We start from the raw sequence: 14,017 nt of genomic DNA, 5'->3' as shown, positions 1-14,017 counted from the left end.
AACAAGCCTCGCTTGGACATACACATGTAGCAAGTTGGGAATAAGGATGATGCCTATGGACAAAGTCGCTTGGCAAATCGCCATTCTGTTTGCAGGGTCCGCGCTGGGAGGACACTATCTGGGCGGTTATGAGTGGCTCCGTTTCTTTACCTATTTTGGCTCCTGGGGCACGGTCGGCATCGCCCTCGCAGGCATTGGAATCGGGTGGATCTGCCTCCAGCTGCTGAATTATTGCCATCGCCATCAAGTCGGTTCGCTCTATGAGCTGTACCTGTTCTTATTCGGAGAAGCTTTTGCTTCCAGCCTGTCGATGATTACCCATCTCTTTTTGCTGGCATACGTGGGTGTCATGCTCGGTCAGCAGTCGGCCCAGCTCATCCCAGGGCTGTCGTCTGTCTGGTTCGTCTTATTGTCTCTCATCGTGACGATCAGCTTCCTCTTCAAGCGCTGGCAATGGATTGTAACGGGGTCAGGCATTTGTTTAGGCGCAGGTCTGCTGTTTTTCGCCCTGCTTTTCCTCCGCCAACCCCATGTCCCTATCCCTGGCCTCGGCTACCAAATGAACGGAAGCTGGGTGATTCACGCCGTTTTTTTCCTCGCGCTGCATCTCTTGCTTGCGCTTGTCGTCTTGCTGCCCGTAGCGGGACGAACCGATCAGCCGAATGCCGTTCGTCTGGGCGTCGGCATGGGAACGGGGATCACCTTGTTATTTTTGCTGCTCGGTCAAGCGATTTTCCTGTCTCACTGGCATGATATTCATACTTCACTCTCGCCTGTGCAATTGATATCGTCCCGATTGCTGCCCGCTGGCAACTGGCTTTTCGCGATTTTGGCCCTGATTGAGGGTGGCGTGCTTTCCGCCTTGTTCCTGCACTCGCTCGCCTTGCCTGTGACCCTGCGCCATCAGCTGCAAATGCCACCGCTTCTGTTCGTGATGCTGCTTTTGGTCGGGGTGTTCGCCCTGCTGCCGCTTTTTTTGCCCTGGAGCGTCTCTGTCGTGGCAAGCGGAGCTACTTACTGCGGCTTGTTTTTGATTGTCTGGTTTATTTGGAAACGTCAGACCTGATGGACGCTTGGCACACATACGGGAAGCAAAATGTTCACCGTCGTTCCCTTGCCCTTTTCGCTTTCGATCTGCAGGCTTCCGCCGTGATCCTCCAAAATGCGCTGGCTGACCATCAGGCCGAGGCCCGTTCCGTTTTCTTTCGTCGTATAAAAAGGCTCTCCCAGGCGCGGGATTCGCTCCGGATCAATCCCGCAGCCGTTGTTCTGGATGCTGACCTGAATGTGCTCCTCACTGATCCGCCGACTCTGAACGTAGATCTCGCCGCCATCGGGGAGCGCTTCCATCGCATTTTTGCAAATGTTGAGCAGCACTTGCTTGATCTGGTTTTCTTCGCAAGCGATTGGCGGCATCGCTTTTTCAGTCGAAGCGTACATCTGGATATTTTTTAAGTTCGCCTGGCTTTCCAAAAGGGACAGGACGTTGTGGATCATCACCGACAAGTCTTTTTGCTGAAAGCTCACCGCTTGCGGCTTCGCCAACACCAGCAGCTCGCTGACAATCAGATTGATCCGGTCCAGCTCGGACAGCATGATTTGGCAGTAGTTGCGTTGCACGCCTGTTATGGAAGCATTCAACAGCTGGATGAACCCGCGCAGCGATGTCAGCGGATTGCGAATTTCATGCGCGATTCCCGCCGCCAGCTGGCCGATCGCAGACAGCTTGTCCGATTGGCGCAACAGCTCTTTCGTTTTCGTAATCTCGGACACATCACGCGAAACGATCAACATGCTGTCCACCACTCCATCGCTGTTGCTGATCGGCTTGAAGCGCGACTCGACGTTGACCCAGTGCCCCTGGCTATGCCGCAGCCGATAAATCCCGCTCGCCTCTTCTTCCTTTCGCCAGCTCAGCCGGAACAAATCGCTGACCTTTTTTTGGTCTTCCGGATGAATGATCTTGTCGATGACGGCTGGCCCCATCCCGATCATGTCCTCGCTGGAGTACCCCAAAAATGTCGTGTGCGCATGAGAGACATACGCAACCGTCCCATCCCGCTTTACGAGGTATATCATTTCGGTCATGTTTTCGGTGATCAGACGGAAATGAGCCTGGCTGTCTTGCAGAGCCTGCTCCATCCGCTTTCGCTCTGTTATGTCACGGGAGCAACAAATGATCCCTTTGACCTTCCCTGCTTTGTCCAAAACAGGGCCGTATGACAGCGATACGTGCATCAGCGAGCCGCTTTGATGGACGCGAACCGTCTCGTAGCCGACGATGGACTTCCCGTTCAGCACTTCGCTGTGGCACCGCTCCATTTCTGCGATATGCTCCTGCGGCACGCAAGGAATGGCATTGCCCAGCAAATCAGACGCGCTGTAGCCGAATTGTTCGACTGACGCCTTGTTCACATGAATGAATTTCCCGTCCCGACCCACGATCGAAACAGCGTCTGGAGTTTGTTGCAGCAAGGCATCAAGCAGCTCCTTCGTCTCATCCAGCTCGATTCTCATTCGCGTGATTTCTTCCTGCTTCCGGCTATCCTTTTCCCTCATCTGGCTGTACATGCGATAGAACTGGAGTACAAGCATAAGCGCATACAGCAGGTTCAACAAGCAGAACGACCACACATTGATTTTATTGGGGTACAGGTAGAGCAAAAAGACACTGAGTGGAATCCAACCGATGATGAGAGTTAAGGAAAGGGCGAAATGACTTGAGCCTATTGGTATCATCACAACCTCCGCTGTTCTTTGCTGAATATTTGCTGTGTAGGATGGATCATCGTAACTAGCATGGATTGGATTGAATATAATTTTCAGAAATATGTAACTGCAACAATATACAATGGACGAAATTTTTTAGGATTCTTAAAAATTATAAACTTTTTTCCAATGGGTGGCTATGACTTGTTATTCCACATTTTTCGACAAATTCGCAAAATCCCCCGCTGATCGAAAAAAGTTTGCCGGGAGTTTTTGCGAGGGCGATGGCGAGAATCGTCTGCACACAAAAGGCGCCCCGTGTCTTTTCCTGGACGCCCTGCGTTTGCCTTCGTTTTTACGATGCGCTCGCAACCAAGCCTCAACCAAGCCTATTGAAGATCTTCTCCCGCTTCCTGCTGTCTGCCCGTTTGCACGGACTGACGCGGTTCGGCAGGAGCAGTAGAGTCGGTCAGGCTGCCGACCACAGATGAAATGACTTTCGCCGCTTGCGCAAGCTGCTCTTTTTGAATCTGGACAAGCCCGTCCTTCGCTTCCTCCTGCGCTGGCAGACGTGTAAGCAAGACCGCCGGAATCCCTGTCCCGGCAAGCAATTGCAGCTGTTTTCGCTGACTCGCGCCCACTTGCTCCAATGCGCTTGCTTGCACTCCGGCTTGCGTGAACACGCTGCCTGTCTGTGTGGAGGTCGATTGTGCAGGCACTGCGGTCAGTTGACCGTCCCTGCCCACTGCATCCACATATATGGCAGCCACGATCTTCGCCTTGTCTTTTGCCGCAAGTGAATCAAAAAATGCCTGCCCGCCCCGTTCCCCGGCTGTCTCCGCTCCCAAACTGACCAGCTTTATCTGCGCATCCAAGCGGCTCTCGGCCAGTTGACGCGCCACTTCAAGCAAGACGGCTACGCCGGATGCGTTGTCATTGGCTCCTGCGGACGATGCGGTCGAGTCATGATTCGCCAGAAGGAGTACCTGCCGCTCCGTGTTTGCAGCTGTCGTTTTGTTCGTCGCGATGAAATTATAGGACGTATGTCTGCTCGTCTGGCTTCCGTCTACCTTCACGGTTGCGCGCAGCGGCTGCTGATTCCGCAAACGCTCTTGCAGCAGGCTGCCGTCCGCCTGTGACAAGCCGATGACCGGAACGGACATGTCCAGCGGCTCGCCCAGTGTCGCCTTCCACTCCCCCTCGCGATCGTTCCAGATGATCGCCGCTACCACTCCTGCTGCCGCTGCCTGTCTGACCTTTTCGCCAAACGGAATTTCTCCCCGCTTGATCAGCGCGATTTTCCCTCTCGCCGCTCCATTGGCAAAATCATTGGCGCGTCCGTAGCCGACATCGACTATGTCCGCTGTTGCCGTCCCGTTCTGGGCAAAAGTCAATCCTTTGATCGCCCAGCTGCGCTTCCAGTCGTCGATCGCAAGCGACAAGACCGTTGGGCGTTTGTATGTATGGTAATAAAAAGGCTGGAGTTCTGTCTCATAGCCATAGGCGCGCCACAGATTCTCCACGTATACCCCTGCTGCGAACTCCGACTCGGTCGCAGGCGGTCTCGCTGCTTTCGCCAAGCGCTCTACATGGCTGTACAACAGCTCTGCATCTGTCTGAACCTGATTCGCATATGCCTGTTGCGAAGAGAAGGGCAAGGACAGCAAACTCCCGCAAACAAGCAGTGCTCCTAGTGCGCAATAACCAACGGATCGCATGACGTTCTCCCCTCTCCCTGGCGCTCTTTGCTTTTATTATGGACAGACTGCTCCATAAGCGTCTAGTCAGAATAGTTAGTCAAATACCAGCACGCGCCGTCAGCGGCGGACAGCTTTCGTTCTCCTTCTGCCCAAATCTGCCTGGACATGCACAGCGACACGAGGAACTCGTCGATTTGTCGGAAAGGAGACGCCCATTTAAAAAGTTAATAGATGAACGCTTCTCCTTGCTAAATTATTGATAGCGGAAATCCGCTTTTCAAATTGACCCTGAGAGGTACGATTTGCTAATGTTGAATCAAATAAAAAACCGTTGGAAAAAAGCGGCTGGAATCAGTAGAGGAGGACTCACCATGCTTTATGTAGATGGCAAATGGGTGGAAGAGGGGCAAGCAGCGGTTCATCCGGAAGATCGCGGATACAACTTCGGGGACGGCATCTATGAAGTCGTACGAATCTATAAAGGGCGCATGTATCAATGGGACGCCCACTTGACCCGCCTGTTCCGCAGCGCGCGGGAAATCAAGCTGGAGCTGCCGTGGAGCCTGGAATCACTGACCGATTTGGCTCAAGAGCTGATGGCGAAAAACAACATTACCGACCAGGACGATGCCACCTTGTACTTGCAAATCTCTCGCGGCGCCGCTCCTCGCGTCCACGACATCCCAAGTGCCATCACTCCGGTCATCATGGCTTTCGTGCGCCCCAAGGCTCGGCCAGTCGACGATTTGAAAAAGGGTTGGACCGCTTCCCTAGTAGAAGACATTCGCTGGCTGCGCTGTGATATCAAGACTCTCAATCTATTGGGAGCCGTCCTCGTCAAACAGTACGCCAAGGACAAAGGCGCACAGGACTCGATTTTGCACCGCGACGGGATCATTACCGAATGCAGTTCGTCCAATCTTTTCGCGGTAAAAGACGGCGCGCTGTACACGCATCCGGCTGATCACCTGATCCTGCACGGCATCACCCGTCAGGTCGTCATCGATCTGGCCCAGGCAAACGGCATCGCTGTTCACGAAAAGCCGTTTGACATCGCCTTCCTCAAACAAGCGGATGAGTTGTTCCTCACCAGCACGACCGCAGAGATCATGCCGCTGATCTCCGTCGATGGCGAAGCGGTAGGCAACGGTCAGCCAGGTTCGGTTACGTCCAGGCTGCAAGCTTTGTTTGAACAGCACATTCACGACAGCGTACTCGTCTAACCGTACGGAACGGATGAAAAACGAAAAAGCTCACCAGCGATTGTTCACACTGGCGAGCTTTTTTCTGTACGTTTGTCACCTGTCGGCTATCGTCTATCGGCGCAAGTTCCATTCGTCTGTCGCATAACGGGTGGCGGCGAGTTCCTCTGCCAGCGCCCGCTCTTCGTCTGTCAGTGCGGACGGCACCAGTTCGACGTCGAGACCGGAGGCAAAGCCTTTGGAAAATGCCTCGATCGCTTCCTGCAAGCTGACAGGACGCGGGCTTACTTCGTTAATCGTCACCGCTTTTTGGCGGAAGCTGTCCATCATCCGCTGTTTGACGCGATCCGACGGGAAATGCAGCAACGAGAACAGCAAATCGACGTCCATATCGAGCAAGATCGAACCGTGCTGGAGGATGACTCCCTTTTGACGCGTTTGCGCACTGCCCGCTACCTTTTTGCCTTCGACGACCAGCTCATACCACGATGGCGAGTCAAAGCAAGCAGACGAGCCTGGCGAGTTGTACTTTTCTTTTTCCTCCTCGCTGGCAAGCGACACCATCTCTGCGGCAAGCCCCAGGTTCTGGAAGCCGTGCAGCAATCCGAGGCTGATGATTTTGTAAGCCTCTGTCACGCCAGACGGCATCCGCGGATGATCTTCGGACACGATCACACTGTACGTCAGCTCCTGATCGTGGAGAACGGCGCGTCCGCCTGTTGCCCGGCGCACAAAGCCAAGTCCGCGCCGCTGTACTTCCTCCAGGTTGATTTCCTTGATCGCCTTTTGAAAATATCCAATCGACAAAGTAGCCGGGTCCCACGTATAAAAACGAACGGTCGGCGGTACCTTGCCTTCGCTGTGCAGTTGCAAAATCGCTTCGTCTACAGCCATATTCATCGCCGGAGACATCGGCTCCGTTACGACATAGCGCCACTGTTCCATATGTATGTACCTCCTTCTCACAACGATTTCATTGTACGCTTCTCCCAAAAGGGCGGCAAGACTTGGATGCGCTGTTTCAATGAGCCGCTTCCTCGATGATCGCGACGACTTGCGCCAAGGCGTCTTTTGGTTTTCCGATCGCGGCGCGCTGCTTTTCCGCGATGGCGCTTCGCTTGTCGGCAAGGCTTTTCAACGCTTGCAAAAAGCTCGCCTCGTTCAGCGCCTCTTCCTGCAAGACGGCACAAAAGCCTTGCTGCTCAAATGAGCGTGCGTTCAACAACTGATCTCCCCTGCTGGCTGCAAGAGACAACGGCACAAGCAGCATCGGCTTTTGCAGTTCGAGAAACTCGTAAATCGCATTGGAGCCCGCGCGCGAGACGACCAAATCCGTGATCGCCAAAAGGTCGGGAAGCTCCTCCTGGACGTACTCGAACTGCTTGTAGCCTTTCCTTTGCAAGCTTTCGTCCCGTTGGTTTTTGCCGCAAATATGTACGATGGAATACTGTTTGAGCAGCTCATCGAGCGTTCCCCTGATCACTTCGTTCAAACGTTTTGCCCCGAGACTCCCGCCCATGACGAGCAGCACAGGCTTCCCCGGAGAAAAATCACACAGGGCCAGCCCTTGCTCTTTTCGGCCTTTTTTCAGTTCCTCGCGCACGATGGCTCCCACGTGCGTTCCCTTGCCTGCTGGCAGATGCTTCAATGTATCAGGAAAAGTCACGCATACTTTGTCGGCAAAAGGCAGCGACAGGCGATTGGCCAGTCCTGGCGTCAAATCAGACTCGTGCAGGACGACAGGCAGCCGATTCAGCCAGGCGCCGAACACAACCGGGACGGAGACGAAGCCGCCCTTGGAAAAGATTACGTTCGGCTTCCAGTCAGCGAGGAAGCGGTACGCCTGCCAAGCCCCTTTGCTCACACGCAGCGGGTCAGTGAAGTTTTTCCACGCAAAATATCGGCGCAGCTTGCCTGTAGCAATCCCGATGTAGCGCACGCCGTCCAGCTTCTCGACCAGCTCCCGCTCAATCCCCTCTGTCGAGCCGATGTAGGCCACCTCCCAGCCCCGCTGCAAAAAATGCGGGATGAGGGCGAGGTTGAGCGTGACGTGCCCGGCAGACCCGCCGCCTGTAAATACTATCCGTTTGCTCATGTTTGTCTTCTCTCCCCGAAAGTCGGATCAACCCCATCTGTTCATGATAGCATCATTCGGAAAGAAAAACCGCCCTGTAAAAAGGCGGCTTTTCCCAAAGAGAGTTATTAAGCTTGTGGCTGATAGCGCAGGATCGGCTTGCGTGCCGCAGTCGCTTCATCCAGACGTTTTACCACGGTCGTGTGCGGAGCTTCCTGTACAAGCTCAGGTGTTTCTTCACACTCGCGGGCAATTTGCAGCATGACGTCGATGAACTCGTCGAGCGTTTCTTTTGTCTCGGTTTCAGTCGGCTCGATCATCAGGCACTCATCGACAATCAGCGGGAAGTAGATCGTTGGCGGATGGTAGCCGAAGTCGAGCAAACGTTTTGCGATATCCAGCGTGCGCACGCCGAGTTTCTTTTGGTTCACGCCAGACAAGACAAATTCGTGCTTGCAGACGCGGTCAAACGGCAGGTTGTACGCCGTAGCGAGACGACGCATCATGTAGTTGGCGCTGAGCACCGCATTTTGCGAAACTTGCAGCAAACCTTCCGGACCCATCGTGCGGATGTAGCTGTAAGCGCGAACGAGAATGCCGAAGTTTCCGTTGTAGCCTTTTACGCGGCCGATCGATTCCGGACGGTTGCTGTCCCAGTAGAAGCTGCCGTCTTCTTTTTTCGCCACGATTGGCGTTGGCAAAAATGGTTCGAGAACCTTTTTCACGCCGACTGGTCCAGCACCTGGGCCGCCGCCGCCGTGTGGTCCGGTAAATGTTTTGTGCAAGTTGAGATGCACGACGTCAAAGCCCATGTCGCCTGGACGGGCAATGCCGAGGATCGCATTCGCATTGGCTCCATCGTAGTACAGCAAGCCGCCTGCTTCGTGGACGATTTTCGCCATCTCGACGATGTCTTCCTCGAACAGACCGAGTGTGTTCGGGTTGGTCAGCATGAGCGCTGCCGTGTCAGAGCCAACCGCATCGCGCAGAGCTTGAATGTCTACCAGACCGCGCTCGTCAGAAGCAATCGTAACGGTATCCAGACCTGCTACAGCCGCAGACGCCGGGTTTGTACCGTGCGCGGAGTTCGGCACGATTACTTTTGTACGGTGAGCTTCTCCACGGCTTTCATGGTAAGCGCGGATCATCATCAGACCCGTCCACTCGCCTGCCGCTCCGGCAGCCGGTTGCAGGGTAACGGCGTCCATTCCGGTGATTTCAGCCAGTTCTTCTTGCAGGTTGTACAAAAGCTCCAGTGCTCCTTGTACAGTTTCTTCCGGCTGGTACGGGTGAGTTTGCGCGAAGCCGGCATAGCGAGCCACGTCTTCGTTGATTTTCGGATTGTATTTCATCGTGCAAGAACCGAGCGGGTAGAAGCCGTTGTCTACCCCGTGGTTGCGACGGGACAACTCGGTGTAGTGGCGAACGAGTTGCAGCTCGGATACCTCTGGCAATTCAGCAGGGGTTTCACGAATGAGGTGCTTTGGCAAAAGGCTTGCGACCTCTACTTCCGGTACATCCAATGCCGGCAGATTGTAGCCCACACGGCCCGGTTTGCTCATTTCAAAAATCAGTGCTTTCTCCTGGTCGTTACGCACGTGTGATCGCCTCCAATTCAGCCGCCAATGTGTCGATTTCTTCCTTGGTCCGAAGCTCGGTTACTGCGAGCAAGGTGTGGCCTGCAAATTCTGGGTAATCCAGCCCCAGATCGTAGCCGCCGATGATTCCCGCCTGGAGCAGTTGCTTGTTGGCTTCTGCTACTGGCTTGGACAGCTTGACCACGAACTCGTTGAAGAACGGGGAAGTAAAGACGACTTCCAGCCCTTTGGCTTGCAGGGCTTGCTTCGCGTAATGCGCCTTTTGCAGGTTCATCATCGCCATTTCCTGTACGCCTTGTTTTCCGAGTCCAGTCAGGGTGATCGCAGCCGCCAGTGCCAACAGCGCCTGGTTGGAGCAAATGTTCGAAGTCGCTTTTTCACGACGGATATGCTGTTCACGAGCTTGCAGCGTCAGTACGAAACCGCGCTTGCCGTTCTCGTCTTTCGTTTGCCCGACGATGCGTCCTGGCATTTTGCGCATCAGCTTGCTCGTCGTCGCAAAATATCCGCAGTGCGGTCCGCCAAACGATGCCGGGATACCGAACGGTTGCATGTCGCCTACTACGATGTCAGCGCCCAGTTTGCCTGGCGCTTCCAATACGCCCAGTGCAAGCGGGTTGGAAGAAACGATGAACAGAGCGCCTTTGCCATGAGCAATCGGCTCAACTGCTGCCAAGTCTTCCACGTTTCCGAAGAAGTTAGGATATTGCACGATCACAGCCGCTGTGTTTTCGTCAATCAGCGCTTCCAGAGCTTGTGTGTCGGTTACGCCATCGCTGTTGATGCCGACTTCAACCAGTTCTACGCCTTGACCGTACGCGTATGTTTTCAGAACGCCGCGCGCTTCCGGATGCACCGCGCGGGAAACGATGACGCGCTTTTTGCCAGTGTGACCAGCCGCCATCATAGCCGCTTCTGCCAAGGAAGTCGCTCCGTCGTACATGGAGGAGTTCGCTACTTCCATTCCTGTCAGTTCACACACCATTGTCTGAAATTCAAAAATCGCTTGCAGCTCGCCTTGGCTGATTTCAGGCTGGTAAGGCGTATAAGCCGTGAAAAATTCTCCGCGGAGCAGCATGTGGTTGACTGTGCTTGGCGCATAGTGCTGATAAACGCCAGCACCCAAAAAGTTGACGTGTGTGCTGAAGTTGACGTTTTTGTTAGCCAGGCGAGTGAAGTATTTGACCAGATCAGGCTCGGACAGAGCTTCTGGAATGTTCAGCGCACCTTTGAAACGCACCTCTTCCGGAATGTCTGCAAACAGTTCTTCTACACTGGAAATGCCCAGAGTTTCGAGCATTTCGCGCTTGTCCTGATCAGTTTGGGGCAGGTAGCGGTATTTCACGAACGTTGTCCTCCTCAAATAGGATGTATTGTGGGCTTATGCTTGGTTATTTCGCACGTTTATAAAAAGGAGCGGCAACAACAACAGCTTTCAGTCGTTTTCCGCGAATTTCCACTTCAACCTCTGTGCCAATCGCCGTGTGCTCGCTTTTGACCAGGGCCAGACCAACGTTTTTCTTCAAGGTCGGGGATTGTGTCCCTGTGGTCACTTCTCCTACCAGCTCTTCTCCGACATAGACCGGATAGTGCGTGCGCGGAATGCCGCGATCGATCATCTCGATCCCTACCAGCTTGCGAGGCGCGCCGTTTTCTTTTTGCGCTTTCAACACCTCTTGGCCGATGAACGGCACTGCTTTATCTACCTTCACCGCGAAGCCGATACCCGCTTCGATCGGTGTAATGTCCTTGCTCAGTTCCTGACCGTACAGTGGCAGCTTGGCTTCAAAGCGCAGCGTGTCACGCGCCCCCAGTCCGCAAGCAACCAGACCGTCTTCTTTGCCTGCTTCAAGCAGGGCGTCCCACAGCTCTGCCGCACGATCCGCAGCCAGGTAAATCTCGAAGCCATCTTCGCCCGTGTAGCCTGTACGGGATACCAATGCCGGAATACCGCTAACCTCTACATCGCGCTCAAAACGGAAAAAGCCGATTTGGGACAGATCCGTTTGGGTCAGCTTTTGCAAAATCGATTCAGCCAAAGGCCCCTGGATCGCAATCTGCGCCGTTTGCGGCGAGATATTTTCGATCGTGACGCCCGGAATCAGGTGCTCCTGCAGCCATGCATAGTCTTTGTCAATATTGCCAGCGTTGATGACAAGCAGGTAATGGTCGTCTGCGTATTTGTAAACGAGCAAATCGTCGACCGTACCGCCGTCCGGGTAGCAAAGCACGCTGTATTGAGCTTGTCCCACTGCCAGCTTGGAAACGTCGTTGGTTGTCACGCGCTGCAAGTATTCGAGCGCGCTCTCGCCTTTTACGTCCACCTCTCCCATGTGGGATACATCAAACAAACCTGCTTTCGTGCGAACAGCTTCATGCTCCTGACCAATGCTGGAAAACTGTACAGGCAGCTCCCAACCGCCGAAGTCGATTGTTTTGGCGCCGTATTTTGCATAGGAATCAAACAGTGGCGTTCTTTTCAGATTGGACATGTGTGGCACCTCCTAAAGGCAGATAGTCGGCATTTTTCCCCATGAAAAAACAGAGGCGAAAAAACGGGTACACCAAAAGAAAGGTGCCCATTTCTCCTCCTCTGTCCTTGGTACCTGAGAGTTACCTTGCCAATCAAGCTCGGCGGGGATCACCGGGCTTGCAAGTTTCCCCTTTGGTGGCTCGACATGCGAGCTCTCTCCAGAGTTGCGTCCAGTAGAGGTTCTTTTGCCTGAGAGATTCACCGTTACCGGCTTGCTCCTTCGGCGCTGCAGTGGTTCACGCAGTCTCTCCCTGCTACTATCATTCGCGTTGGTTAGATGGTCATACATAAGTTTTTGCTATGATTTCCATACTAATGAACGAACTTCCTCTATATCCTACCATGAGAGTCGACAGTTGAAAATATGCAAATTAACAGTCAGATCAAGAAATACTTAACAAAGTGATGAACATTACCCATAATGTTAAGTTTTTTATTAAAACGCATGAAAGTTATGGCAGAGCTGTGTAAAGGAGTAACGTATATGCCGAATGTTCCTGTTTCATTTGACACGAGCTGGATATCGCCGCTGACCGAGCGGCTGCACGAAGATGGTCCATGGGACAAGTGGGAGCTGTTCAAGCTGGCGCTGGAAGCAGAAGAAGCGATGGCGGTTCGCGAGTTCGATTCTTTGCAATGCCTGAACTACTTGCCGCTGCTCTCGCCTTTTCCCCATCAGCTCCAGACGGCGGAACGCGTGCTGAATGACATGCGCGGCCGCGCGATTCTCGCGGATGAAGTCGGATTGGGCAAGACCATCGAGGCAGGGTTGATCATGAAAGAATACATGGTCAGAGGCTTGGCGAAAAAAATTCTCGTCCTCGTTCCCGCCTCTCTCGTCATTCAGTGGACAAAAGAACTGCAACAAAAATTCGGCATTCCTGCCGTCGCGCAAAAAAAAGAGTACATGTGGCGTCAGCACGAAGTCGTCGTCGCCTCCATCGACACGGCCAAACGCGACCCGCATCGCCGCCATGTGCTTGATATCGACTACGACATGCTCATTATCGACGAAGCGCACAAGCTCAAAAACAAGCGAACCCGAAACTATCAATTCGTGAAGGAAATTCGCAAAAAATACTGTTTGCTGCTCACCGCCACCCCTATCCAGAACGAGATGGACGAGCTGTACAACCTGATCAATTTGCTCAAACCGGGGCATCTGGGCCACTCGACGTCGTTTTCCACCAATTACGTCGAGGGAAAGCGCCAATCGAAAAACAGCGAAAAATTGCGCGAAGAAATCGAAAAGGTCATGATTCGCAACAAGCGAAGCGACGGCGGCATCCAGTTCACCAGCCGCCGCGTGCAGTCGATTCCCATCGAGCTGACGCAGGAGGAGATGGAGCTGTACGAGGGCGTCACGCGCTTTGTCCACGATCAGTACAAGACGGGAACCGGGCTGTTCAATTCGCTCGCTCTCATCACGCTCCAGCGCGAGGTTTGCTCCAGCAAGGAAGCCTCCTTCATGACGCTGTACAACATGCATCAACGCACCAGCGAGGAGTCTTTGCTGCGGGCGCAAATACTGGAACTGGTGGAGATGATCAAGCGGATCGAAACGCATTCCAAGGCCGCCAAAACGGTCGAGCTGATTCAGCAGATCAACGACAAAGTGATCGTTTTCACCGAATATCGGGCCACGCAAAATTACTTGCAAAAATATTTGCATGACCACGGAATTACCTCTGTGCCGTTTCGCGGCGGCTTCAAGCGCAGCAAAAAAGACTGGATGACCGATCTGTTTCAAAACCGCGCCCAAGTGCTGATCGCGACAGAAGCAGGCGGCGAAGGAATCAACCTGCAATTTTGCAATCAGGTGATCAACTACGACATGCCTTGGAACCCGATGCGTGTCGAACAGCGAATCGGCCGCGTTCACCGTCTCGGGCAAAAGCGGGATGTGCACATTTACAATCTGTCCACGGTCGGGACGATCGAAGAACATATTCTCAAACTGCTGTACGAAAAAATCGATCTGTTTGAAATGGTCATCGGCGAACTCGATGATATCGTCGAACGCCTCAACCTGAGTTCCTCGCTGGAAGAAAACTTGACGCAAATTATTATGGACTCCGCATCCACTCGCGAAATGGCTTTGAAGCTGGACAACATGGGGCACGCGATTCGCGCAAGCCGCCAGCCGCACGCCGCCCCTGCTCTCTCGGAAGCCGCCGAGCAGTAGTCTGGATGCCCCCAAC

The 14,017-nt window shown here is 53.8% G+C and carries 10 protein-coding genes and 2 riboswitches; of the genes, 3 read left to right on the top strand and 7 right to left on the bottom strand.

The annotated features are described in order from the left end of the window. The first annotated feature begins 55 nt into the window (after positions 1 to 55). The gene (locus tag EDM60_RS21655; protein WP_122965818.1) at positions 56 to 1,066 is read left to right on the top strand and encodes a hypothetical protein; all 1,011 of its coding nucleotides are present in this window, start codon (positions 56 to 58) and stop codon (positions 1,064 to 1,066) included. Here the strand turns inward: EDM60_RS21655 and EDM60_RS21650 are convergent. Both EDM60_RS21650 and EDM60_RS21645 read right to left on the bottom strand, forming a co-directional pair. After that, positions 1,057 to 2,739, bottom strand: a complete 1,683-nt coding sequence (locus tag EDM60_RS21650) for a PAS domain-containing sensor histidine kinase (protein WP_122965817.1) — start codon at positions 2,737 to 2,739, stop codon at positions 1,057 to 1,059. The genes EDM60_RS21655 and EDM60_RS21650 overlap by 10 nt on opposite strands. Positions 2,740 to 3,098: 359 nt before the next feature. Then, positions 3,099 to 4,427, bottom strand: coding sequence for a M28 family peptidase (locus EDM60_RS21645; RefSeq protein WP_122965816.1), 1,329 nt, complete (start codon positions 4,425 to 4,427; stop codon positions 3,099 to 3,101). A gap of 353 nt (positions 4,428 to 4,780) precedes the next feature. On the opposite strand from EDM60_RS21645, the gene dat reads away from it, so the two are divergent. Then, on the top strand, positions 4,781 to 5,632 hold the full coding sequence (dat, locus tag EDM60_RS21640) for a D-amino-acid transaminase (RefSeq protein ID WP_122965815.1): 852 nt from the start codon (positions 4,781 to 4,783) through the stop codon (positions 5,630 to 5,632). A 93-nt stretch (positions 5,633 to 5,725) separates the two neighbouring features. Here the strand turns inward: dat and EDM60_RS21635 are convergent, their stop codons facing one another. The 5 genes from EDM60_RS21635 to gcvT all read right to left on the bottom strand — a co-directional run bounded on the left by EDM60_RS21635 (position 5,726) and on the right by gcvT (position 11,775). After that, entirely contained in the window at positions 5,726 to 6,556 is an 831-nt protein-coding gene (locus EDM60_RS21635) for a lipoate--protein ligase family protein (RefSeq protein WP_063226803.1), read from the bottom strand. A gap of 76 nt (positions 6,557 to 6,632) precedes the next feature. After that, positions 6,633 to 7,706 carry an undecaprenyldiphospho-muramoylpentapeptide beta-N-acetylglucosaminyltransferase gene (locus EDM60_RS21630; protein WP_122965814.1) on the bottom strand — a complete coding sequence of 358 codons (1,074 nt, stop codon included), beginning with the start codon at positions 7,704 to 7,706 and terminating at the stop codon, positions 6,633 to 6,635. A gap of 107 nt (positions 7,707 to 7,813) precedes the next feature. Continuing rightward, on the bottom strand, positions 7,814 to 9,283 hold the full coding sequence (gene gcvPB / locus EDM60_RS21625) for an aminomethyl-transferring glycine dehydrogenase subunit GcvPB (RefSeq protein ID WP_122965813.1): 1,470 nt from the start codon (positions 9,281 to 9,283) through the stop codon (positions 7,814 to 7,816). Next, entirely contained in the window at positions 9,276 to 10,628 is a 1,353-nt protein-coding gene (gene gcvPA, locus EDM60_RS21620; protein WP_122965812.1) for an aminomethyl-transferring glycine dehydrogenase subunit GcvPA, read from the bottom strand. The genes gcvPB and gcvPA overlap by 8 nt, the downstream gene beginning before the upstream one ends. A 46-nt stretch (positions 10,629 to 10,674) precedes the next feature. Next, complete coding sequence (gene gcvT / locus EDM60_RS21615) at positions 10,675 to 11,775, bottom strand: glycine cleavage system aminomethyltransferase GcvT (protein ID WP_122965811.1); 1,101 nt, start codon at positions 11,773 to 11,775, stop codon at positions 10,675 to 10,677. Between the two features lie 91 nt (positions 11,776 to 11,866). Beyond that, a riboswitch (glycine riboswitch) is annotated at positions 11,867 to 11,983 on the bottom strand. Further along, positions 11,984 to 12,080: riboswitch (glycine riboswitch) on the bottom strand. A 220-nt stretch (positions 12,081 to 12,300) separates the two neighbouring features. Here gcvT and EDM60_RS21610 point away from each other — a divergent pair. Then, positions 12,301 to 14,001 (top strand): DEAD/DEAH box helicase, encoded by a 1,701-nt coding sequence (locus tag EDM60_RS21610; RefSeq protein ID WP_122965810.1) that lies wholly within the window; start codon positions 12,301 to 12,303, stop codon positions 13,999 to 14,001. The last annotated feature ends 16 nt before the right edge of the window (positions 14,002 to 14,017 follow it).

It is taken from the genome of Brevibacillus parabrevis, assembly GCF_003710905.1.
Lineage (GTDB): Bacteria > Bacillota > Bacilli > Brevibacillales > Brevibacillaceae > Brevibacillus > Brevibacillus parabrevis.
Note: the sequence above shows the minus strand (reverse complement) of the source record. Positions and strands in the feature narration are given on the sequence as shown.